This is a genomic window from Tenacibaculum sp., assembly GCF_050290165.1.
GTDB lineage: Bacteria > Bacteroidota > Bacteroidia > Flavobacteriales > Flavobacteriaceae > Polaribacter.
The window spans coordinates 500,310-522,727 of the sequence record NZ_JBNKHD010000015.1; the positions used below are offsets into that span (position 1 = coordinate 500,310).

A 22,418-nucleotide genomic window follows, 5' to 3' on the forward strand; every position below is an offset into this window, starting at 1 on the left:
CTCTATATGTTAAAATTCAATAATTTTTTCAAAAAAGCATAGTATAAAAATATCAGGTTAATTAATCCGTTTTTTTATTAATAGATAGCGATTTTGTATAAATTAACATATTATTTCTATAAGGGAAGATACAATTTTTAACACAATAGCGATTTAAGTTGGTACTCAAACCGCTATTGTATTTACATCTTGTTGGCTGTGGTTTTTTTACACTTAAATATTCATAGAGAACCTTTCTTTTGTTTTTGAAACACCACCAATCTTTTGGTAAAACCGAATTGCTTTTTTGTTAAAGCAAGGTGTTTGCCATTGAATAATAGTACAGTTCTCAGTTTTTGTGTATTCTTTAATTTTTTCCATTAGGGCTGTTCCTAACCCTTCTCCGCGGGTTTTTTCTGTAAGGAACAAACAATCGAGGTAAATATAAGAATCTGCATTCCAAGTCGAAAACTGCTTCATGTAGGTTGCATACCCAACAATTGTATTTTCACTTACTACCACTAAACATTTTAAGCTTGGAAATTCTCCAAAAATTGACTCCATTAGTAATTTTTCTTTGTCTTTTTTTTCAAACTCAGCGTGTTCAAATTTAGCATGTTGCTCACATAAATCAATAATTTGTGATAAGTCGGTAGTTTTGGCGAATCGTATAATCATTATATACTATTTTAACAAGCACATTTAAACATTGAACCTTTGTTTGGGTGTGATCCTTCAGTTGCGTAACCATCAAATTTCCACCATTCGATTCCGCCCATTAATTCTTTAACTTTAAACCCTAATTTAGCCATTTTTAAAGCACCTTTTGTAGACGCATTACAACCAATTCCGTCACAATAGCAAACATAGGTTTTAGATTTGTCTAAATGTTTTGTTGTTTCTTCGGTAATTTCTTTATGAGGAAGATTAATTGCTGTTGGAATATGCTCTTTATTATATCCAAAAGCTTGTCTTGCATCTACCGCTATATATCCTATGTCATTCTCAAAAGTATGATATAAATCTGAGGGATCCATTTCGAAAGCGAGTTTGTTTTCGTAAAATTCAATTTGTTTTTGCATAATTAACAGATTTTAATTTTTACCAAAATTAGTTAGTCAAGAATCGATTTTTTGAATATTGAAATTGAGTGTTTTAAAATTGAAGCTGAAATTTTTTCAAACTGAACATAGGTAACAAATTGTTATTTTTGTAAACTATGGAAATCAAATACTTTAGACTTATAAAAACAATAGAAGAAGAGGGCAGTATTGCCAATTCTGCCAATAAATTATTTTTAACACAATCAGCATTGAGTCATCAATTAAGAGAATTAGAAGAACGTTTAGGGTTTAAAGTATTTTATAGAAAGCGAAATAAATGGCAATTAACAGAAGAAGGTACCGAGCTGTATAAATTAGGTAATTCTATTTTAGAAAGCATTGAAAAAGGCTTCCAAAATATAGAACAATTACGAACAGGCTCTGTTGGTACTATCAAAGTTAGTACAGAATGTTATAGTTTTTATCATGGACTTTCCTCATTTATTCAAAAAATGGGACTTTTATATCCAGAAATAAATGTTGATTTAGTTTTAGAAGCCACTCATCAACCTATTTCAAAAATTTTATCGAATGAGATTGATATTGCCATTGTTACTCAAGAACCTATAAATGATATTTTGTCAAATGTAGAAGTTTTTGAAGACGAGATTTTTACAATTGTTCATAAAGAAAACCCTTTGAGTAAGAAAGAATTTTTAGATACCAATGATTTTTCAGAAACACATTTAATAATTCATTCTTTCCCTTTAGAAACAGTCTCAGTTTATGACCTGTTTTTAAAACCAAATAAAATAACCCCGTTAAAAATTTCTGCTATTCCTTTGACGGAAGTTGCTTTGGAGATGGTTGATGCTAATATGGGAATTATGTGTATGCCTCTATGGGCATTAAAACCCTTTAAGTTATCTGATGATTTGGAGTTTAAGCGAATTGGAAAAAATGGATTAAAAAGAAAACATTATTTGGTTTTTCGAAAAATGGATAAGGATAAAAATTATATCAATGATTTTATTTCCAATTTTGAAGAAGATTTTTCAAAGTGATGACTTGTTTATCTTGCAGCTAAACGATTATGTATAACCCTTTGGTTATTGGTTTAAATATATTCTAATTTTTACTTACAATTCTCCCACAATTAATTTTGTAGCCGTTTATTTTATAAATCAAGTCTTGTTTTTCTAATTCGAATCCAGCTCGTATTACACCATTAACACCTTTATTAGAAATAGCAACTGTATAAAAAAGATAGGAATCTTTCGTGTGAATAGTAGTTGTTGTTACTTCAGATGGTTTATTTATGCTTTCGTTTAAAACTGAATTTATATCCAAGCCATAATTGTATAGGGCTTCCTTTTCAATAGCCATTTCTTCCTTTGGTAAAAACAAATTGAAGACTGTATTAGGAGAGGAAGGAATTGTGAATGAATCATTGGGGAAATGTATTTCTAATTCTAAATTAGAAGCTGTTTCATTAATGATACGAGCCCAAAATATTACATACACATATTCTTTACCGCTATAAGGGTCTGTATATTTTTGTCCGCCTTTCGGATAACTATTTTGTATTCTTATACCCTTATTTAAGTAATCATTGTATTTAAAATCTGTATGGAACTTTTGTCCCATAACAGCAAAAGAAAATAATGATAAAGCGAAAGGAATTAAAGGTTTCATTTGTAAATCTGTTTTTTGGGCTTTTATTTGTCAAGCTTATAGATAAATTCTTCAATTTCTCTCTGTCGAGCATTGGCAAAGCCTTTATCTGAACCAACTTTAGTAAAACCACATTTTTCTAACACTTTTTGGGATCCAAAATTGTCAAAAGCAACTCGCCCAAAAATTGGTCTGTTGGTTTCAATTGTAAGAAATTCTTTCAGTGCTTTTGTAGCAATGCCTTGTCCCCAAAATTTTCGATCAATCCAATAAGTAATTTCATTATCACCTTCCATGACAAACTTTGCGATGCTTCCTATAATCGTGTTATCAAGAACGATTGTTTGGTTGTTTACCGTTGGATTATCTAACAACTTTGTGTGTTTGTTAATATATGTAGTTTTATCTGTTGGGTCTTGGGGCATAAATGCAGCCAAATACCCACCTTCTTTGTCAAGTTGAAATTGAAACAAGCTCTCTAAGTCTGAAATTTCTGTTGGTCTGAGTTGTATATCAATTTTCTTATTCATTAAAGGTTTATGTTTTTCGGTTAAGAACTGTCGTTAGTAATCCCGAGAGGATCTGAGTGTAATCGAATCCTCTCGGAATTGTGATTATATATTGTAGTGTGAAGTTTTTTAATTTTTAAGAAATTCTTCAGTTGTTAATACGTCTGAATAATAATAGTTCAAGGCAGCAAGAAAAGCTTTTTGAACTTCGCTAGCTTTTACATTTTCTCCATTTATTTCTAAATCTTTAGTAGCACAAGCATCTCCAATAACAATGCAGTCAAATCCAAAGTCTTTGGCCGCTCTTGTAGTTGCATCCACACACATATGTGTCATCATTCCGCAAATCACCAAATTTTTCACTCCCATTTCTTTCAAGGTTTTCAGTAATTCGGTTTCTCTAAAACTGTTTGGAAAGTGTTTGATTATTATTTTTTCCCCATCTATTGGTTTTACGTTCTTGTGAATTTCTACACCTTGAGTTTCTGGAATAAAAAATGTAGAACCAGGACGAGTTGATTTGTGTTGAATATGGATTACAGGAAGATTTTTCTTCCTAAAATGCTCCAAAATTTCCTTGGCATTTAAACTTGCCTTTTCGGATTGTGAAAGTTTCATTTTTCCATTTGGAAAGTAATCATTTTGAAGGTCAATTAGTATTAAAGCTGTTTCCATATTTTCTGTTTTTTGGGCTTGAAGCGTAACAGTAAAAACTGTTAGTAGTACTAGGGTTAAAATTTGTTTCATTTGTTTGTTTTGCGTTGTATGCAACGGTCTCATATTACCATCAGTTATTGGCTCAGAATTAACGGTAACAAATCCACTCCGGAATTTCGGTTTTATTCGTTTAATTCTTTAACTAACTTTCTTGTAATAACGGTATCGTATATAATTTTGAGTTTCTTTATTTTGTTTTCAGAGTTAAGTTCAATAATATCAACAACATCAAACTCTACTACCTTATTGTTTTTTAATGTCCATTTATAGGTAAAGAAAATTGCGAAATTATTAGAGTCGTTTTGTTCAAAAATTCCCTTAAGTTGAAGTTTTGAATTAGAGGTGTCATTATTTAACTCACGATAAAATAGAGTAGCTTTTTTAATTCCATAAATAGGAGATTCAACAATTCCATTTTCATCAAATAAATTAATAACCTTTTCCATATTACCGTTTTCGAGAAATTCTAAATACTTATTTGCAATTTCAGTTTTATTCGTCATTTTTTTCTAGGGTTTGTGTACCGTTTTTTTATATACTTAATAAATATATTTATCAAACTTCCAAACATAATAAGGGATATGTAGAAGTTTTAGCAATTTTACGTTATACCAATATTTCATTTTTACTGAATTAAATATTAGTAAAGCAAGCCCAAGGATTGAAGAAATTAGAAGTATATTTTTTATTTTTTTTGTTCAATTTTATCAAATGTTGGGTAACGTATTTGTATATGAAAAGGAGCAGATTTATATGTGCTTTTTTTTCAGTTTGAAAACAAAGATAGCAGAAAACAACCAAACTTTAAGTTTAGCTATTAACTGCTATTTTATATATACGTTGTTGTATACTGACTTTATTTTTCAGCTATTTGTTGCATTATCGGAATTATCATTTCCCATCCTTTTAACGATTTTTTATATCTTTTTTCCCCATCAGCAACAGAGGCAAAGTTCCCTTGAGTTAATTTTAATATAGTCTTGTTATCCATCTCTTTTAGTTCATAGGTCAAATTCAAATAGTTTTCTGGAATATCCTCAAGTTTCATGTTTGGGTCAAACATTGTAAAAGTAACTTTTCGCCCATCTATAACTTCAATAATATTCCCTTTTATATAGATAATTTCTCTTCCATCTTCAGTTTGACCTTTCCAAAGAATAGGATTACCTACCTTCCAATCAGATATTACTTCGCAACCAAACATATACTCTTTGGTTATAGCAGGATTTGTAAGTAAATTCCAAACTTTTTCTCTAGGAACGCTAAATTGCATTTCTTTTTCTATCATCATAATTTTATTTGTGTTTTTTGATTTACAGCCAATCAATAATAGGATTATTATTAATAAAGAAAATCTTCTGGTTGTCATAACTATTTTAGTTTTAAATCTCGAACCAAAAATGATGCTATTTCTTTTGTTTAAGTTGCATAATCAGGATGATTTCTAATACTATCAGGAGTATTCCAAAAAAAAATCTTGAACACCTTTGAAAAAATGTAGAAGAGAGCTATAGCCAGTTTTATAAGTAGTTTCTTTTGCTGACATACTTAGTACCGAGTAGAAGTCTGTTTACTAAACTCATTCGATTACTATATATATACCCTAATATTGTAGTGTCAACATTTTTTAACCCTTTATTTAGCTTGCACTCATACAAGTTTATCAGATTTGATTTTATAAATCCGTTTTGAGTATTTCATTCACAAAGTTTAGCTTGTAAAATGAGAAGTTCAATACTTTTAGGGAGTAAAAACAAATCTTTTAATTCATCTGTGAATTAACAATATAGAATTTCATTAATAACTAGGTGAATTGTAAAGCTACTAGGTTTCCAAACATTGGAAGGAATGGATTTTTTATTAATTACTTTTTTTGTAAGTCTTTTTAACGCTCTTACTAAACGGACGTGGCGGTCCGTCTGCAAGGCGTAATCGTCCGTCCGTGCCAAAGATAGCTAAACTGTTAGACCGCAAAAGGGGAGAATACATAGCCATGACATTTAGTTATTGTCAGCGGCTGTTAATTTTTAGCATGTTTTAATGAGGCTCTAAAAATATCCCTTACTTCAATTATATCATCTGATGTGTCTGAAGTATTGACAAACACAATGATACCTATATTATTCTCCTTAAAAAAGTACGCGTGACTAAGAAGTCCCAAATCACTGCCACTATGCCCAATTTTCTTAGAATCTACACTCCAAAAAACACCTTTCTTGAATTCTTCCGAAGGAGGCTCTTGCATCATTTCTATATAGCTGTTATGCTTCAATACATTGTCCTCTCCATTGAAGCCCTGAATCATTGCAATTAAGAACTTACTGAAGTCAACAATATTAGTCATGAAGTTGCCATCAGGATAGGTTATCAAGTCTGATTTTGGCATGGGAAATCCATACCAATATAGAGTTGCCTCATTAAAAGGTTGGTAATTTTTAGACCTCCAGCCTGACATATCCATATTAAGAGGATTCAAGATGTGGTTTTGTACAAAAATTCTATAATCATCTCCAAATATCTGTTCAATGATGTAGGCAGCTATATTTGCTCCCATATTACTGTACTTATATTTACTGCCAGATGGGTATTTGGCAAAGTGCTCTTCAGAATACCACATTTCTCCAGCTACATACTGTTTTCGAATAAACGTACCAAGAGGCATTAGCTCATTTGAATTATATAACTTAATATACTTTTGTATCTCTTCTCTATCCTCAATTTTTACATTGTCATATAGTGGTTGAATGTTAGAATTAAAGATGTATGTTCTTTCATACGTTTCCCCATCCAATATTCCAGATGTATGGTTGGCAAGATGTCTAATGGTTATGATTTTATCCGGATAATTAGGATTGACAATTTTAAAAGGTAGGTAATTATTAATGTCATCATCTAGTTTCAGTTTACCCAATTCTTGAGCTTTCATAAGTGCTACCCCTAGTAGAGTTTTAGAAATAGAAGCAATTGGTTGTATCGTTAGTGGAGAGTAGGCTATTTTTTTCTCCTCATTAGCATATCCAAAACCTTGTGCATAAATCAAGCGATCATTGTTTACAATTCCAACCGCAAAGCCTACAAGGTGACTATTGGTTTTTAATGTATTTAGTTCAATTGTCAGTGAATCTAACTTAGCTTGTCCAAAAATATAGGTATTGAGCATTGTGATAGAAAGTATTAAAAGGAATCGTTTCATTTAAATAATTTTTAGAAAGGACGATTCATAAATACTTTTGTTACCTCAAACCTCAAATCAATAACGGGTAACGGTCTCGTATAAGAATAGTAGCGGATTTGAAATCCTAATTTTTCGGTTAAATACAGACCTTTTTTATATTTATTCACTCTGGTTTTAGCGATTAAACCGCTATTATTTTTATACAATGTTATGTGCTGGCATTTTTCCATTTCTCGTAAATATTCCAAGTATTTATTTCACTATCTGGATAAATAAATTCTTTCGTAATTCCATCAGCTTTCAGTTTCTCAAGGATATATGGAACTAAATTTTTATTAATATTATAGCAACCACTAAATCTATAGTCTTCAGGGTCACTTTCCGAACGAGATTTGTCATACTGTTCGTTTCCAACCATTTCAAGAGGTTTTGATGGTTCTGCATTCCAAGTAAAAACTCCTTTTTGATTTTTAATATTATTACTATTTGAAAGTGAAAAAATTAATTGTGAATCAGATTCAGAATCGCTAAAATAGGTGACTGGAATATTAATCAGATTTTGCATTTTAGTCATATGGCTAATTAGTCCAGAGCCTTTTACTCTCTTTTCGTCAAAGAAACTTCTCTCTTCAAAATGCTTTTTCATTTTTTCAAAGTCATCTTCATCTTTAGCAATCTTTTTCATAAAAGCTAATTTCAAGTCATCTCCAACACTTTTTAGGCTATCACTAATAATTTTACGCATTCCTCCTTGACCAAAATCGTCTTCTTGAAGATAGTAAACACTAAAATAGTTGTCGATTTCCTTCATTCCAGGGTTTGGCTCAATATTATCAGTTCCAAAAAATAAAGCGTTCTGAAAACTGTAAGTCCAATCCAAAAGAGGTGTAGGTGTTCCGTGATGTTGTAAAAATCCAAGTACTGCAATGTCATTAACAACGTCAATATGATTTTCTTCTAATATTCCTTTAATTGTATCGCTATGGTTTGATATACCTGAAGAAACTATAGAATTTAAGTAATTTAAATAGTCTTTGCCATTTTCTTTATGCTTATCCCAAATCCAAAATCTTTGCAACGTACTATAAAGTCTCCATCTTGCTTCTCTTTGACCTCTAAAGAGCATAGAGTCCTGCTCTTTTAGTTTATCGTAAAGTTTGTCAAAATCATCTTCTGTATCTATTTTCTCTTGGTCAAAAAGATAACTTTTTTGCAAAAATGAGTCGTAGTCTGATATGTGTTCATCAGAAAAGTAAGGTGGTGTCATTTGACTACCGAGTATAGCCAACATAAATGCATTCAATCTTGGCGTTACTGTGCTTAAATCGTTTCGATTATAGTTAATTAAATCTTCCAGTAATTGAACATCTCGAATTGTTTCCAATCCTCCACTTCTCAAAAATTCATTGGTAAATTGTTCTTTTAATTCAAGATTTGAAATTTTTCTCATAGGTTTATCTCTGCTTGCACACAACTAGTTTATATGCAGAATAAACTTACCGTTATACTCCTTTTTTGGTAGGATAAGCAGAAGTTTTAGCAATTTTTATTCTTCTTATTTTTTTTGCAATATAAATGTATTTTATAAACTATCAAAAGGGTTTTTAATTTGAGATAATTGTTTATTTGATACATGTGTGTAAATCATCGTTGTTTTTGGACTACCGTGTCCTAAAAGTTCTTGTATGTATCTTAAGTCTGTGCCACTTTCTAATAAATGGGTAGCAAAACTATGTCGTAATGTATGCAAAGTAACCTTTTTACTAATTGATGTTTTTCTAACAGCATTAGACAAAATTTTTTGAGCACTAGTAGGGCTATATTTATTTCCATCAGCACCTTCAAATAAAAATATTTTAGGTTTGTAAACTGAATAGTATTGCCTAACCAATACGAGAAATAAAGGAGAGAGTAGTGTGTATCTGTCTTTTTTACCTTTAGAATTTTCAACACAAATAAGCATTCGTTTACTATCAATATCAGTTATTTTTAAATTAATGGCTTCTCCAATTCGTAAACCTGCTGAATAAATTAAGGCTATTAATGCTTTATGTTTTAAATTGTTAATGTTGTTTAAAATTAACTTTACTTCATCTAAACTTAGTACTGTAGGAAGTTTTTTCTCTTTTTTAGGACGTACTATTTGAAGCGTATCAAGGTTTATGTTTTTGTATTGTAAAAATTTTTTAATTCCGTTTATGCATTGATTTTGATAAGAAATAGACTTATTTTCTTTTACAATAAAGTCGTAATTAAAACTTTCAATCATGTGATTGGTATACAACGTTGTATTTTTAGAATGACAATATTTTATAAAATAGGTAACGACATTTGTGTAGGTGTTAACAGTATTATCACTCAATCTTTTTTGAGTGAGCCATCGTTTAAATTTTTGAATATCTAGTAGTTGTTCTTGTGTTAGGTTAATTAAAAACAAATCATTCTTTGGTAAGTTGTTTTGTATATTCCAAGGAGAGTTTTTTAAATGTTTTGCACTTAAATTAATGTTCTCTTTTGTATACGGAATATAAAAAACACCATGTGTTTTACTCCAATTTATATGGGGTAATTTTTTTATATACTCTTTAATTTCAGTATCGTACTGAAATTTAAAAGCAATTTGTTTTATGGTTTTGTGTTTTATTAGTGTAAGAGTAACCTTTTTCATAGCTAAGTAAATATATGAAAAAGTTTTGTAGTGCTAATACATTATTTCTTAGCTCGTTCTACCAATTCTAATTGTTCAATTTTAGCCTCAGTAGTAAACAAACCGTAATTGATAAATGCTTTTTTCTTTTCTACTTTATCAATGGTACCCACGGCATTTCCATCTGTTAAGCGAACACGATCTCCTACTTTAAAAACATAGGCTGCTTTTTCTTTGGCAATTTTTTCGGCTTCTTTCTTCTTCTCTTCACGCACTTTTACCACTTTTTGAAGCACTTCTTTTTCTACTTTTTGAATAGCTTCTTGTTGTTTTTGCGCGGCTACTTTTTCTTGCTGTTTTTCTACCTTCGTTTTCTTTATAGGAGGATTCTTTTTTAAGTGTTTTGTTTTTTCAGTAGTTACCCATTTAAAAAAGTTGGTTGACAACTCCTTTTTATTGTTGGTCTGAAAATATTTATTCAATAACTCATTTACTTTTCTTCCCAAAGAAAGCATGCGTTGGTTGTTATCGTACAATTCTTGGAAACCTTCTAGTTTTTCGCGTATTCTTAATTCTTTTTCCTGTAGGTTTTCAATATGTTCTTGACCTTTCGATTTTTGTTTGTCTAAACTCTCAGAAGTTTTTTGCAAGCGATTTCGCTCTTTTTGAAGTTTAGAAATGGTTTTGTCTAAACGTACTTTTTCGGTCTCTACACGTTTTTTAGCTCGATTAATTAAGCTGTATGGAATTCCGTTTTTTTGTGCTACTTCAAACGTAAAAGAACTTCCTGCTTGTCCGATATATAATTTGTATAAAGGCTCTAAAGAACGCTCATCAAATTGCATGTTGGCATTGGTAACATTGTCTAATTCATCAGCCAGTACTTTTAAATTCGCATAATGCGTGGTAATGATTCCAAAAGCTTTTTTTTCGTAAAACTCTTCCAGGAAAATTTCAGCTAAAGCACCTCCTAATTCTGGATCAGAACCTGTACCAAACTCATCAATTAAAAACAGGGTATTGTGATCGCATTTCTTTAAGAAATAACGCATGTTTTTCAATCGGTAGCTATAGGTACTTAATTGATTTTCGATGGATTGATTATCTCCAATATCTGTTAAAATTGTGTTGAATAGTGTCGTTTCACTACGTTCATGAACTGGGATTAACAGCGCACTTTGTAGCATGAGTTGTAACAAACCAATTGTTTTTAACGTGATACTTTTCCCTCCAGCATTAGGTCCTGAAATAACAATAATTTGTTGTTGTTCGTTCAGTTCAAGAGTTTGTGGTATCGTTTCAATGCCTTTAGTTTTATTTTTTTGCCATAAAATAGGATGGAAGGCATCTTTTAAAAAGATTTTTTTCTCTTTGGTAATTTTAGGTAACAATCCGTTAATACTTTTTGCATACTTAGCTTTGGCTCCTACAACATCTAAATGTGTTAAAAACGTAAGATATTCCGTTAAAAGTGGGGTATAAGGACGTATTTCTGTAGCTAAAGTTCTCAATATACGTACCACTTCTTGCTTTTCTTCATATAACAGGTTTTGTAACTCTCTGCTATAAGCTAAAGTAGCTTGCGGAGCAATGTAAACTATATTTCCTGATTTTGAAGATCCTAGTAAGCTACCTTTAACTTTACGTCTATGCATTGCTAAAACAGCCAATACACGTTGGTTGTCAATAACAGTTTCTTTGATGTCATCTAAGTAACCGCTCGCAATATTTTTACTCAAGGCACGAGAAAAACTCTCCGAAATTTTACCTCTAACAGCTCCTATATCTTTTCGTATTTGCTTTAGAGCTGCAGAAGCATTATCGGCAACTTCACCAAAGGGAGTGATAATCTTTTTAATACTATCTACAATAACGGTAGTGAATTCAATTTCATCACTTAAAGCGAAAAGCGTAGGGTAATAGGTTTCAAATTTTTTTAAAAATTTCTTTTGCTCATTTACGGTTTCTGAAACGGCTGAAACTCTCAAAAAACCATCGGTTTCTAGAAAACTATTCTCAATAGCAAGTCGTTTGGTTTCTTCAGAAATATCTTCAAAATGGTGATTCGGAATTCTGTTCTCGTTTTCAAATGAAGCCAAATACTCGTTAACCATATTCAACTCAAAAAATAATTTTTTCTTGTTTGAAATAGGATGTATTTGCATGGTTTTCTCTTTTCCTAAATTAGAGATACAATGCGTAGCAACTTGTTCTAAAACCGTTGTAAATTCTAAATCTTGAAGTGTTTTTTCTGAAATGTTTTTAGTCAAAATAGTATATTTGAAACCACGACAAAAATAACAAACAATGCAAGTAAAAATTAATGATAGTTGGAAAAATATTTTACAATCAGAATTTGAGAAACCTTATTTTGAAAATCTTACCAACTTTGTTAAAAGTGAATATACTAATAATACTTGTTATCCTAAAGGGACAGATATTTTTGCGGCGTTTGATTTTTGTGCTTTAGATGATTTAAAAGTAGTGATTTTAGGTCAAGATCCATATCATGGAATGGGGCAAGCAAATGGATTGTGTTTTTCGGTTCATGATGGTATAGCACATCCTCCATCACTTATCAATATTTTTAAAGAGATAGAAAAGGATGTAGATATAGCTTATCCTAAAAGTGGTGATTTATCACGTTGGGCTAAGCAAGGTGTATTGTTGTTGAATGCTACATTAACAGTGAGGGCAGGAGAGGCTGGAAGTCACCAAAAACAAGGGTGGGAACAGTTTACCGATGCAGTAATTCAAAAAATATCTGAAGAAAAAAAAGATGTAGTGTTTTTACTTTGGGGCGGTTTTGCAAAGAAGAAAACAACACTTATTGATAAAAAGAAACATCATATTTTAACTTCAGGACATCCATCACCTTTAAGTGCAAACCGAGGATATTGGTTTGGTAACAAACATTTTTCTAAAACCAACACTTTTTTAGAAGGTATTGGCTCAACCACTATTCAATGGTAATTTCAGGCAATATTGTTTTGTTGTAATATGGTAAAATTATAGCGTCTAAAATGTCTTCAGTAACATCAGGGTAGTGAACGTCAACTATTTTGTTGGAATTAATCCATTTCTCAATTTTAGGAAGCTGTTTTTTACTTAATTTTTTAACAACAGTAACTCCCATTTCTTTTAATGTAACAGCATTACATTGTTGTTCGTATTGATTTTTCATAGGGATAACCAATAGTTTTTTGCGTAGGTATAAAGCTTCAGTGGGAGTAGCAAAACCAGCTCCGCAAATGATACCTTTAGAAGAAGCAATACTGCGTATAAAAGTATCGTCGTTAATAGGAAGAATGGTAATATTATGAAAAAACTGATGTTCCTTACTATTTTTGGAAAAAACCTGCCATTTAGTGTCTTTTATTTTTGAAAGTATTTTTATAATCTTTTCATCACTATAAGATGGTAAGTATACGGTATAGTGTCCTTTGTTGGTGATATTCCTATAACGAATTTCTTTACGAATAATAGGTAAAAAGGTAGAGGATGAGTGCGTTTTGAAATGGAATCCGAATTTGTTTTTTGCCGGAGCATAATATTTTATAATCAAACGTTCTAGCCTAAATTTTTTATAAGCGGAATTGTTCTCGTTTAATAAAGCATTTTGATTGCTCAATGAAATAATTGGAACGTTTTTAAAAAGACAGGCCCAAGCTGAAATAGGTTCGAAATCATTGATGACTAAATCGTATTCTTTTACAGGAAGTGCTTTTATTTCTTGATATACTTTTTTTAAGTTAAAGCTTTTTAAAGAACTAATCAAGTCGATACCTCCTTTTTTACCAAATACAAATCCAAGCCCGTGTAATTTATATTTTATTTCAAAAGGAAGTTGAATTTCGTATTGAGACCCACTAACAAGTATGTCAACTTCACCACGTCTTTGTAAGTGAGGGATGATTTCTAAAGCTCTACTTGCATGCCCGTTTCCTGTTCCTTGAAAAGCGTATAATATCTTCATAACTATTGGGTATTAATGTTGAATTCTTTTAGAAGTTCTGTAAAAAGAGTACTATTGTCATGTTCTGAATTTACCAGTTCTATATCTTTTACAGTATAATTCAAATGAACGTTTTTGGCTATTTCATCTTTTTCATATTCGTATAAAGACCACGTTTTATTTTTATACTCTAAAGCAGTTAAGTTTTCAACCCAATCACCAGAATTTAAATACGTAGTTGTTCCATTACTAGTGTTAATTGTCTTTATTTCTGGTTGATGAATATGACCACAAACAACGTAGTCATATCCTTCATTAATTGCAATTTCTGCAGCGGTAGTCTCAAAATTGTTGATGAATTTGATAGCGCTTTTTACACTGTTTTTAATTTTTTTAGAAAAAGATAATCTACCGTATCCAAGTTTCTGGCTAATCCAGTTTACCACCGTATTGATTAAGATTAAAAAATCATAACCCATACCTCCTAATTTAGCAAGCCATTTTGAGTGTTGCATGGTTACATCAAAGACATCTCCGTGAAAAAACCACCCTTTTTTATCATCAATATCAAGTACTACTTTATTTACAATTTCAAAGCTACCTAAACGAAACCCTTTAAATCGTCTGAGCATTTCATCGTGATTTCCAGTTATATAGTATACTTTTGTGTCAGAAGTTATAAAATTCATCAATTGCTTGATGACCTTCATGTGAGGTTTAGGAAAATAACGCTTGTTGAATTGCCAAATGTCAATAATATCTCCGTTCAGGATTAAAACTTTCGGATTGATGGTTTTTAAGTAATTGTGAAGTTCGGTAGCTCTACAACCAAAGGTTCCTAAATGTACATCTGATATTACTGCAATGTCTACTTTACGCCTTTTGTATTTTTTCATTCTATAGTATTCTTCGATATCTCTCAAAGTTATTTTCTAAATGTTTTTAAAAAGTAAACTAAATATGAAGTATTGGTAATGAGAGTTTTAAGTTAAAGTATGGTAAAAGTTATATGAAAGTAAATAGGTTTTGGTGTTAGGTGTTAAAAAACAGTTAATTATAGTTTATAGAAATTAGACTTTAACGAATTGCTAACAGAGGTGTTTTTAATTTGTTTTTAAATTGAGAAGCAAAAGAATTTAACTAAACCAAAATTAAAGATGAAATCAAACAAATTTACCAGAATTATTGTGTGCTTTTTAGTCTTGTTAAGTGTTGATATGCATGCACAATTGAATTTACCTCGAGGAAGCCAACAGGCAACTGTTTCTCAACGTATAGGAATAACAGATATTTACATTAAGTATTCTCGTCCTAGTGTTAAAAACAGAGAAATATGGGGGAAACTAGTTCCGTATGGAATGAATGATTTAAGATTTGGTACAGCAAAAGAATCGCCGTGGCGAGCTGGAGCCAATGAGAATACAATTATTAAGTTTACAAATGATGTTACGATTGAAGGACAACCATTAAAAGCCGGTAAATATGGGTTGCATATGGTTATAAACAAGGATAATACAGCAACAGTAATTTTCTCAAAAAACTACACTGCATGGGGTAGTTTTTTTTATGATCCAAATGAAGATGCTTTGAGAGTTAATGTAAAAACGAAAACAATTCCTTTTGTAGAGCAACTTACTTTTGATTTTACAGATGTGGATGCAACATCAGCGATAGCTTCTTTAAAATGGGAAAAGAAGGAAATACCTTTTAAAATAGAGGTCGATGTTACGAAAATTGTTTTAGAAGATATACGTAAGAAGTTGCAGGATCAACCTGGATTTAGTAGACAAACATGGGAGCAAGCGGCTAATTTCTCTCTAAATAATGGAGGCGATTTAAATGAAGCTTTAGTTTGGATTGATAAAGCGATAGCAGGACAATTTTTTAGTCAAAAGACATTTAATAACTTGTCTATAAAAGCGCAAATATTGAACAAATTGGGTAGGGCAGAAGAGTATGGTAAATTGATGGATGAAGCAGCATCGATGGCTAATACCAATCAGCTTAATAGATTAGGGTATACCATGATAAAAGCGAAGGATTATGCACGCGCAATAAAGTATTTGAAAAGAAATGTAGATAATAATCCAACAAGCGCTAATGCATATGATAGTTTAGGAGAGGCCTATAAAGAGGCAGGAGATAAAAAGAATGCTGTAAAAGCCTTAAAAAAGTCACTGTCATTAAATCCGCCAGCAAATGTAAAAGCTAACTCAGAAAAGTTATTAAAAGAATTAGGAGAAATGTAGTTCCCTTGGGTATAAAAAAATAAAAGCTCGGTTTAACCGAGCTTTTTTATATGTGATAATTAAGATTACTTATTTATGTAATACCCAAGTTCCTTCTTCTAATAATGGAATAGCTTGTTTGAATTTTACCTCTTTCTCCTCACCAGTCATTACATTTTTAATGGTAACCTTTTCGTTACGTCCAATCTTTGGTTGCTCACGTACAACAGTTTCAATTATTTGTTGTTCTTGTGTTTGTTGGTTACGAGCATTACTAATAGCTTGTTGTGTAGAGTTTTGAACTTCGTCTTTACGTAAGTCTAACTTTTCTCTTTGTTGTTCATGAGCTTCTGAAACTTGTGAAGCTTCTTGGCTAGGTAATTGTCCTTTGAATAAGAATGATAATACTTCTTTGTTAATCTTATCAATAGTTTCTTGGAACAATTCAAAAGCTTCAAACTTGTATACTAATAATGGATCTTTTTGCTCATATGTAGCGTTTTGAACGGTTTGCTTTAACTCGTCCATTTTACGTAAGTGATCTTTCCAGTTTTCATCAATAATCGCTAAGGTAATGTTCTTTTCAAAATCGTTTATTAATGATTTACCTCCACTTTCATAAGCTTCTTTTAAGTTGGTAACTACTTGTAAAGTTTTAGTACCATCTGTAAAAGGAACTACAATACGCTCGTAACGATCACCTTCATTTTCAAAAACATTTTTAATCACAGGGAATGCATTTTCAGCATTTCTTCCAGCATCTTCTTTGTAGTGTTCTGTTACTATCTGATATAATTTATCCGTTAATTCTTGCTCTGTTGCTTTATTGAATTCTTCTTCAGAAAAAGGAGAAGTCATTGAAGAGAAACGAATTAATTCAAACTCGAAGTTTTGGAAATCTTTTGCTTCTTTGTTTTGTATCACAATTGAATTACATGTGTCATAAATCATATTTGCAATATCAATTTGTAAGCGTTTTCCGTCTAAAGCATGTCGACGACGTTTGTATACAAACTCACGCTGTGCGTTCATAATATCATCGTATTCTAACAAACGTTTACGAATACCAAAGTTGTTTTCTTCTACTTTCTTTTGTGCTCTTTCAATAGATTTAGAAATCATAGAATGCTGAATTACTTCACCTTCTTTTAACCCCATTCTGTCCATCATTTTAGCAATTCTTTCTGAACCGAATAAACGCATTAGGTTATCGTCTAAAGCTACATAGAATTGAGAAGAACCTACATCTCCTTGACGTCCTGCACGACCACGTAACTGACGGTCTACACGACGAGAATCATGACGTTCTGTACCAATAATTGCTAAACCTCCAGCGGCTTTTACTTCATTTGATAATTTAATATCGGTACCACGACCAGCCATGTTTGTTGCAATTGTTACTACTCCTGGTTTACCAGCTTCAGCAACTACATCAGCTTCTTTCTTGTGTAATTTCGCATTTAAGATATTGTGAGGAATCTTACGCATTTGTAACATTCTTCCTAGTAATTCAGAGATTTCAACCGAAGTAGTACCTACTAATACTGGTCTTCCTTCTCCAACTAATTTTACAATATCATCAATTACTGCGTTGTATTTTTCACGTGTAGTTTTGTAAACTAAATCTTGTTTATCGTCTCTTTGAATTGGTTTGTTCGTTGGAATTTCAACAACATCTAATTTATAGATTTCCCAGAATTCACCAGCTTCAGTAATTGCTGTACCTGTCATACCTGATAACTTGCGGTACATTCTGAAGTAATTTTGTAAAGTAACAGTAGCAAAAGTTTGTGTTGCATCCTCAATCTTTACATTTTCTTTCGCTTCGATAGCTTGGTGTAATCCGTCAGAGTAACGACGACCGTCCATAATACGACCTGTTTGCTCATCAACAATCATTACTTTGTTATCCATTACCACATACTCCACATCTTTTTCAAAAACTGTATAAGCTTTTAAAAGCTGATTCATAGTATGGATACGTTCACTTTTTACACTAAACTCACGATATAACTCTTCTTTTTGATTTGCTTTTTCTTCTGGAGTAGCATCACTTTTGTCTATTTGACCAACTTTTACACTAATGTCTGGTAATACGAAGAATGTTTCGTTTTTAGTAATTTCAGAAAGGTGTGCAATCCCTTTATCGGTTAAATCTATTTGATTGTTTTTCTCTTCAATAGTAAACCATAATTCAGCATCAACTTCTGGCATCAACTTATTGTTGTCTTGCATGTAGAAGTTTTCAGTTTTTTGAAGAATTTGTTTGATTCCTTCTTGTGATAAGAATTTAATTAAAGCCTTGTTTTTTGGTAAACCTCTATAAACTCTCAATAATAAGAAACCTCCTTCTTTGGTGTCTCCTTCTTTAATCAAGCGTTTAGCTTCTGCTAAAACACCTACTAAATATTTATTTTGAAGAGAAACTAAATCGGCAACTAATGGTTTTAATTCGTTAAACTCATGACGACCTCCTTGTGGTACTGGTCCAGAAATAATTAATGGTGTACGAGCATCATCAATTAAAACAGAATCAACCTCATCAATAATAGCATAGTTTGGTGCGCGTTGTACTAAATCTTGTTTAGAATTAGCCATATTATCACGTAAATAGTCAAAACCAAATTCATTGTTGGTTCCGTAAGTGATATCGGCATTATAAGCAGTTCTTCGAGCTTCAGAGTTTGGTTGATGATAATCAATACAATCTGTACTTAATCCATGGAACTCAAAAATAGGAGCCATCCACGCACGGTCACGTTTTGCTAAGTAGTCGTTTACAGTAACTACGTGTACTCCATTACCTGTTAATGCATTTAAATATACTGGTAGGGTAGAAACCAAGGTTTTACCTTCTCCAGTCATCATTTCGGCAATTTTACCTTGATGTAAAACAGATCCACCAATTAACTGTACATCGTAGTGTACCATATCCCAAGTAACTGGTTTTCCCGCAGCATCCCAAGAATTAGCCCAGTATGCTTTGTCGTCTTCAAGAGTTACATGTTCTCTAGTAGCTGATAATTCTCTGTCAAAAGGAGTTGCGGTTACTTCAAGCTCAGTGTTGTTTGCAAAACGTTTAGCAGTTTCTTTTACAGTTGCGAAAGCCTCTGGCATAATATCTAATAAAACAGCCTCAGATGCTTCGTAGGCTTCATCTCTTAATTTGTCAATTTCAGCATAAATATCTTCTTGACGATCAATGTCAGCAGTTAGAGCTTCTTCTTCAAGAGTGGTTATTTTATCTGTAAAAGATTTTGTAGCGTCATTTATTTTCGATTTAAATTCGATTGTTTTTGCTCGTAACTCATCGTTGGATAAATTGCTTAATGAATTTTCAAAAGATCGTACCTTTTCAACGATCGGTTGTAGAGATTTTAGGTCTTTTTGTTGTTTGTCTCCAACAAATAGTTTTATAATCGAATTTAAAACGCTCATTTGTAAAATATTGTTTTTTAACTGATTAAACTTGTTCAATCAGCGTGTTTTATGTTTTTTATTTGGGTGCTTAAAAGTAAGCAAAAAAAAAGCCTCTGTAAATAGAGACTTTTAAGGTTGTGTTTTATTAATATTCATCTTCATTCCAAAGATAATCTTCTTCTGTAGGGTAATCTGGCCAGATTTCAATAATAGAATCGTATGCCTCACCTTCATCTTCAATATCTTGTAAGTTTTCAACCACTTCTAACGGTGCCCCAGTACGAATTGCATAATCAATTAATTCGTCTTTAGTTGCAGGCCAAGGTGCATCTGCTAAATAAGATGCTAATTCAAGTGTCCAATACATTTCTTTATCTGTTTAATAAGATTTTCCGCAAAAATAATTTTTTTTTGTAAAAAGTCAAGTTTTTTTTAAAAAATGTGAGTCAATAAAAAAAGAACTTAATTATAGCTTTTCAGGAATCCATTTAATTTCCTCAGCTTGTAAGTCTTGAGTCAACTTTCGTGCCAACACAAAAAGGTAGTCAGAAAGTCGGTTTAAATACTTTAATATGGTATCGCTTATGGCTTCTTCTTCATTCAAAGCGACAGCTAAACGCTCAGATCTACGGCATACACAGCGTGCAATATGACAAAATGACACGATCTGATGTCCTCCCGGTAAAATAAAGTGCGTCATTTGAGGTAAGTCTTTGTTCATAAAGTCAATTTCATCTTCTAAAAACTGAATGGAAGTATCATTAATTTTAGGAATATTAAGACGTTCTTTTCCGCTTTTTAATACTTCTTTTTCTGGAGGTGTGGCAAGCATAGCTCCTAAAGTGAATAAGTCACTTTGAATTTTTGTAAGCGCGTTTTTTAAAGAGATGTCTATTTCTTGATCTCTAATCAAGCCAATGTAAGAATTTAACTCGTCAACTGTTCCGTAACTTTCAATTCGTAAGTGATGTTTGGGGACTCGAGTACCACCAAATAATGCGGTAGTACCTTTGTCACCAGTTTTAGTATATATTTTCATGTTTATTATTTGATTGATAGGCTATTTTAAGATGGCTAATTTATCTAAAATATAATCAGGGCAACGAGTTGGTTTTTTTGTGTCACTGTTAATAAAAGCTAAGGTCGTATTTCCAGTGCAGATTAATTCGTTGTTTTGATTTATGATTTCATAGTCAAATTCAATTTTTACCGAAGGTGTTTTTTTAAGAATCGTAGTAATAGTTAAATGATCGTCATAGAACGCTGATTTTTTAAAATTACACGATAAAGAAATTACAGGGAGCATAATTCCCGTTTTTTCCATATATTTGTATGTAACGCCCATAGAACGTAGCCATTCGGTACGACCAATTTCAAAAAACTGAGCATAATTCCCATGGTAAACAACTCCCATTTGGTCAGTTTCTCCGTATCGAACTCGTATAGATGTATGATGTTTTTGCAAGATCTTTTTTATATTTTAATTGCATTAACGTTACGCAAAAAAAAAAATAAAAGTCAATAGCAATTTGATTTTTTTATGCTAAATTTTATTCACACTTTTGTTCGCTCAGACATTAATGTTTGTGTCCCCTAAACTTGAATAAAAAATAACAACTAAATTGTTTTTTACCGAATATGACTAAAACAGCCGATTCAGTTTGGACGGAATGCTTGTCTTTTATCAAAGATAATATTAAACCCCAAGCGTACAAAACTTGGTTTGAGCCAATAAGACCAATTAAATTGGCAGGCGAAGCTTTGACGGTACAAGTGCCTAGCAAATTTTTTTACGAGTGGTTGGAAGAGCATTATATCAAGTTATTAAGAGTAGCTTTAATGCGCGAATTGGGGAATGAGGCAAAGTTAATTTACGACGTGCGTATGGAAAATACGTATAGTAGTAATAGCCCACAAACAGTTAAAATTCCTAGTTCTAACCGTAACCCATTAAAACCTCAAAAGGTAACCGTTCCTTTGGAGTCTAAACGAGAGTTGAAAAACCCGTTTATTATTCCTGGGTTACAGAAGGTGAAGATTGAATCGCAGTTAAATCCTAATTATAATTTTGTAAATTTTGTTGAAGGTGATTCGAATAGGTTAGCGCGTTCTGCAGGTATGGCTGTGGCAAACAAACCTGGAGGGACATCATTTAACCCATTGTTAATATATGGTGGTGTTGGTTTAGGAAAAACTCACTTAGCACATGCAATAGGAGTAGAGATTAAAGATAAATATCCAGATAAAACTGTTTTATATATTTCTTCGGAAAAATTTACACAGCAATTTATAGATTCGGTAAAATCGAATACAAGAAATGATTTTATTCATTTCTATCAAATGATTGATGTTTTAATTATTGATGATGTACAGTTCTTATCGGGAAAAGCTGGAACACAAGATGTATTCTTCCATATATTCAACCATTTACATCAAAATGGAAAGCAGGTAATTTTAACTTCTGATAAGGCTCCTGTTGATATGCAAGATATCGAACAACGTCTTTTATCTCGTTTTAAATGGGGGTTATCAGCAGAATTGCAAGCTCCTGATTATGAAACTAGAATTTCTATACTACAAAATAAGCTGTATAGAGATGGAGTAGAAATGCCTGAAGAAATAGTTGAGTATATTGCTAAAAATATCAAATCGAATGTTCGTGAGTTAGAAGGAGTGATTATTTCAATGATAGCACAAGCTTCTTTCAATAGAAAAGAGTTTACAATTGAATTAGCGAAACAAATTGTAGATAAGTTTGTAAAGAATACGAAGAAAGAGTTATCAGTAGATTATATTCAAAAAGTAGTATCAAAGTATTTTGATATGGATGTAGCTACGCTACAGTCTAAAACTCGTAAGCGACATATTGTACAAGCACGTCAGTTAGCAATGTATTTTGCAAAACGTATGACAAAGTCGTCTTTAGCTAGTATTGGAAGTCAGATAGGAAAACGAGATCATGCAACAGTATTACATGCTTGTAAAACTGTTGATAATTTGACTGAGACAGATAAGCAGTTTAAGAAATATGTTGAAGATTTAACGAAGAAGTTAACACTTTAAACAAACAG

Annotated in this window: 21 protein-coding genes; 4 read left to right on the forward strand and 17 right to left on the reverse strand. The window is 31.8% G+C overall.

Annotation, left to right across the window (positions count from 1 at the left end):
* Positions 1–213 precede the first annotated feature (213 nt).
* Positions 214–657 (reverse strand): N-acetyltransferase family protein, encoded by a 444-nt coding sequence (locus tag ACQY6M_RS13575; RefSeq protein ID WP_428742426.1) that lies wholly within the window; start codon positions 655–657, stop codon positions 214–216.
* An 11-nt stretch (positions 658–668) separates the two neighbouring features.
* Positions 669–1,061 carry a rhodanese-like domain-containing protein gene (locus ACQY6M_RS13580; protein WP_428742427.1) on the reverse strand — a complete coding sequence of 131 codons (393 nt, stop codon included), beginning with the start codon at positions 1,059–1,061 and terminating at the stop codon, positions 669–671.
* Positions 1,062–1,198: 137 nt separating this feature from the next.
* Here ACQY6M_RS13580 and ACQY6M_RS13585 point away from each other — a divergent pair, with 137 nt between their 5' ends.
* Positions 1,199–2,086, forward strand: coding sequence for a LysR family transcriptional regulator (locus ACQY6M_RS13585; protein WP_428742428.1), 888 nt, complete (start codon positions 1,199–1,201; stop codon positions 2,084–2,086).
* A gap of 64 nt (positions 2,087–2,150) precedes the next feature.
* On the opposite strand, the gene ACQY6M_RS13590 is transcribed toward ACQY6M_RS13585, so the two are convergent.
* The 9 genes from ACQY6M_RS13590 to ACQY6M_RS13630 form a co-directional block, all read right to left on the reverse strand.
* The gene (locus ACQY6M_RS13590) at positions 2,151–2,717 is read right to left on the reverse strand and encodes a hypothetical protein (RefSeq protein ID WP_428742429.1); all 567 of its coding nucleotides are present in this window, start codon (positions 2,715–2,717) and stop codon (positions 2,151–2,153) included.
* 23 nt (positions 2,718–2,740) lie between these two features.
* The gene (locus ACQY6M_RS13595; RefSeq protein WP_428742430.1) at positions 2,741–3,226 is read right to left on the reverse strand and encodes a GNAT family N-acetyltransferase; all 486 of its coding nucleotides are present in this window, start codon (positions 3,224–3,226) and stop codon (positions 2,741–2,743) included.
* A 108-nt stretch (positions 3,227–3,334) separates the two neighbouring features.
* Positions 3,335–3,952 (reverse strand): cysteine hydrolase family protein, encoded by a 618-nt coding sequence (locus ACQY6M_RS13600; protein ID WP_428742431.1) that lies wholly within the window; start codon positions 3,950–3,952, stop codon positions 3,335–3,337.
* A gap of 92 nt (positions 3,953–4,044) precedes the next feature.
* Positions 4,045–4,425: a nuclear transport factor 2 family protein gene (locus tag ACQY6M_RS13605; RefSeq protein WP_428742432.1), complete on the reverse strand. Its 381-nt coding sequence runs from the start codon at positions 4,423–4,425 to the stop codon at positions 4,045–4,047.
* A gap of 353 nt (positions 4,426–4,778) precedes the next feature.
* Positions 4,779–5,291 (reverse strand): SRPBCC family protein, encoded by a 513-nt coding sequence (locus ACQY6M_RS13610; protein WP_428742433.1) that lies wholly within the window; start codon positions 5,289–5,291, stop codon positions 4,779–4,781.
* Between the two features lie 651 nt (positions 5,292–5,942).
* On the reverse strand, positions 5,943–7,115 hold the full coding sequence (locus ACQY6M_RS13615; RefSeq protein ID WP_428742434.1) for a serine hydrolase domain-containing protein: 1,173 nt from the start codon (positions 7,113–7,115) through the stop codon (positions 5,943–5,945).
* A 190-nt stretch (positions 7,116–7,305) separates the two neighbouring features.
* A complete protein-coding gene (locus ACQY6M_RS13620) occupies positions 7,306–8,547 on the reverse strand; it encodes an FRG domain-containing protein (RefSeq protein WP_428744963.1) in 1,242 nt (413 codons plus the stop codon).
* Between the two features lie 132 nt (positions 8,548–8,679).
* Entirely contained in the window at positions 8,680–9,765 is a 1,086-nt protein-coding gene (locus ACQY6M_RS13625; RefSeq protein WP_428742436.1) for a tyrosine-type recombinase/integrase, read from the reverse strand.
* Positions 9,766–9,806: 41 nt separating this feature from the next.
* Positions 9,807–12,014: an endonuclease MutS2 gene (locus ACQY6M_RS13630; protein WP_428742437.1), complete on the reverse strand. Its 2,208-nt coding sequence runs from the start codon at positions 12,012–12,014 to the stop codon at positions 9,807–9,809.
* 37 nt (positions 12,015–12,051) lie between these two features.
* Between ACQY6M_RS13630 and ACQY6M_RS13635 the strand changes: the two genes are divergently transcribed.
* Positions 12,052–12,717, forward strand: a complete 666-nt coding sequence (locus ACQY6M_RS13635; RefSeq protein ID WP_428742438.1) for a uracil-DNA glycosylase — start codon at positions 12,052–12,054, stop codon at positions 12,715–12,717.
* Here the strand turns inward: ACQY6M_RS13635 and ACQY6M_RS13640 are convergent.
* Both ACQY6M_RS13640 and ACQY6M_RS13645 read right to left on the reverse strand, forming a co-directional pair.
* A complete protein-coding gene (locus ACQY6M_RS13640) occupies positions 12,704–13,720 on the reverse strand; it encodes a glycosyltransferase family protein (RefSeq protein WP_428742439.1) in 1,017 nt (338 codons plus the stop codon). The two genes, ACQY6M_RS13635 and ACQY6M_RS13640, sit on opposite strands and share 14 nt — an antisense overlap.
* Before the next feature lie 2 nt (positions 13,721–13,722).
* On the reverse strand, positions 13,723–14,595 hold the full coding sequence (locus tag ACQY6M_RS13645) for a UDP-2,3-diacylglucosamine diphosphatase (RefSeq protein ID WP_428742440.1): 873 nt from the start codon (positions 14,593–14,595) through the stop codon (positions 13,723–13,725).
* A gap of 261 nt (positions 14,596–14,856) precedes the next feature.
* Here ACQY6M_RS13645 and ACQY6M_RS13650 point away from each other — a divergent pair, with 261 nt between their 5' ends.
* Complete coding sequence (locus tag ACQY6M_RS13650) at positions 14,857–15,948, forward strand: DUF2911 domain-containing protein (protein ID WP_428742441.1); 1,092 nt, start codon at positions 14,857–14,859, stop codon at positions 15,946–15,948.
* 69 nt (positions 15,949–16,017) lie between these two features.
* On the opposite strand, the gene secA is transcribed toward ACQY6M_RS13650, so the two are convergent.
* From secA to ACQY6M_RS13670, 4 genes are all read right to left on the reverse strand, one after another.
* Positions 16,018–19,365: a preprotein translocase subunit SecA gene (gene secA / locus ACQY6M_RS13655; protein WP_428742442.1), complete on the reverse strand. Its 3,348-nt coding sequence runs from the start codon at positions 19,363–19,365 to the stop codon at positions 16,018–16,020.
* A gap of 127 nt (positions 19,366–19,492) precedes the next feature.
* Positions 19,493–19,714 (reverse strand): DUF2795 domain-containing protein, encoded by a 222-nt coding sequence (locus tag ACQY6M_RS13660; protein WP_047789198.1) that lies wholly within the window; start codon positions 19,712–19,714, stop codon positions 19,493–19,495.
* Positions 19,715–19,813: 99 nt separating this feature from the next.
* Complete coding sequence (locus ACQY6M_RS13665; protein WP_428742443.1) at positions 19,814–20,386, reverse strand: cob(I)yrinic acid a,c-diamide adenosyltransferase; 573 nt, start codon at positions 20,384–20,386, stop codon at positions 19,814–19,816.
* A gap of 21 nt (positions 20,387–20,407) precedes the next feature.
* Positions 20,408–20,812: an acyl-CoA thioesterase gene (locus ACQY6M_RS13670; RefSeq protein ID WP_428742444.1), complete on the reverse strand. Its 405-nt coding sequence runs from the start codon at positions 20,810–20,812 to the stop codon at positions 20,408–20,410.
* 173 nt (positions 20,813–20,985) lie between these two features.
* Here ACQY6M_RS13670 and dnaA point away from each other — a divergent pair, with 173 nt between their 5' ends.
* The gene (dnaA, locus tag ACQY6M_RS13675) at positions 20,986–22,410 is read left to right on the forward strand and encodes a chromosomal replication initiator protein DnaA (protein ID WP_428742445.1); all 1,425 of its coding nucleotides are present in this window, start codon (positions 20,986–20,988) and stop codon (positions 22,408–22,410) included.
* Positions 22,411–22,418 lie beyond the last annotated feature (8 nt).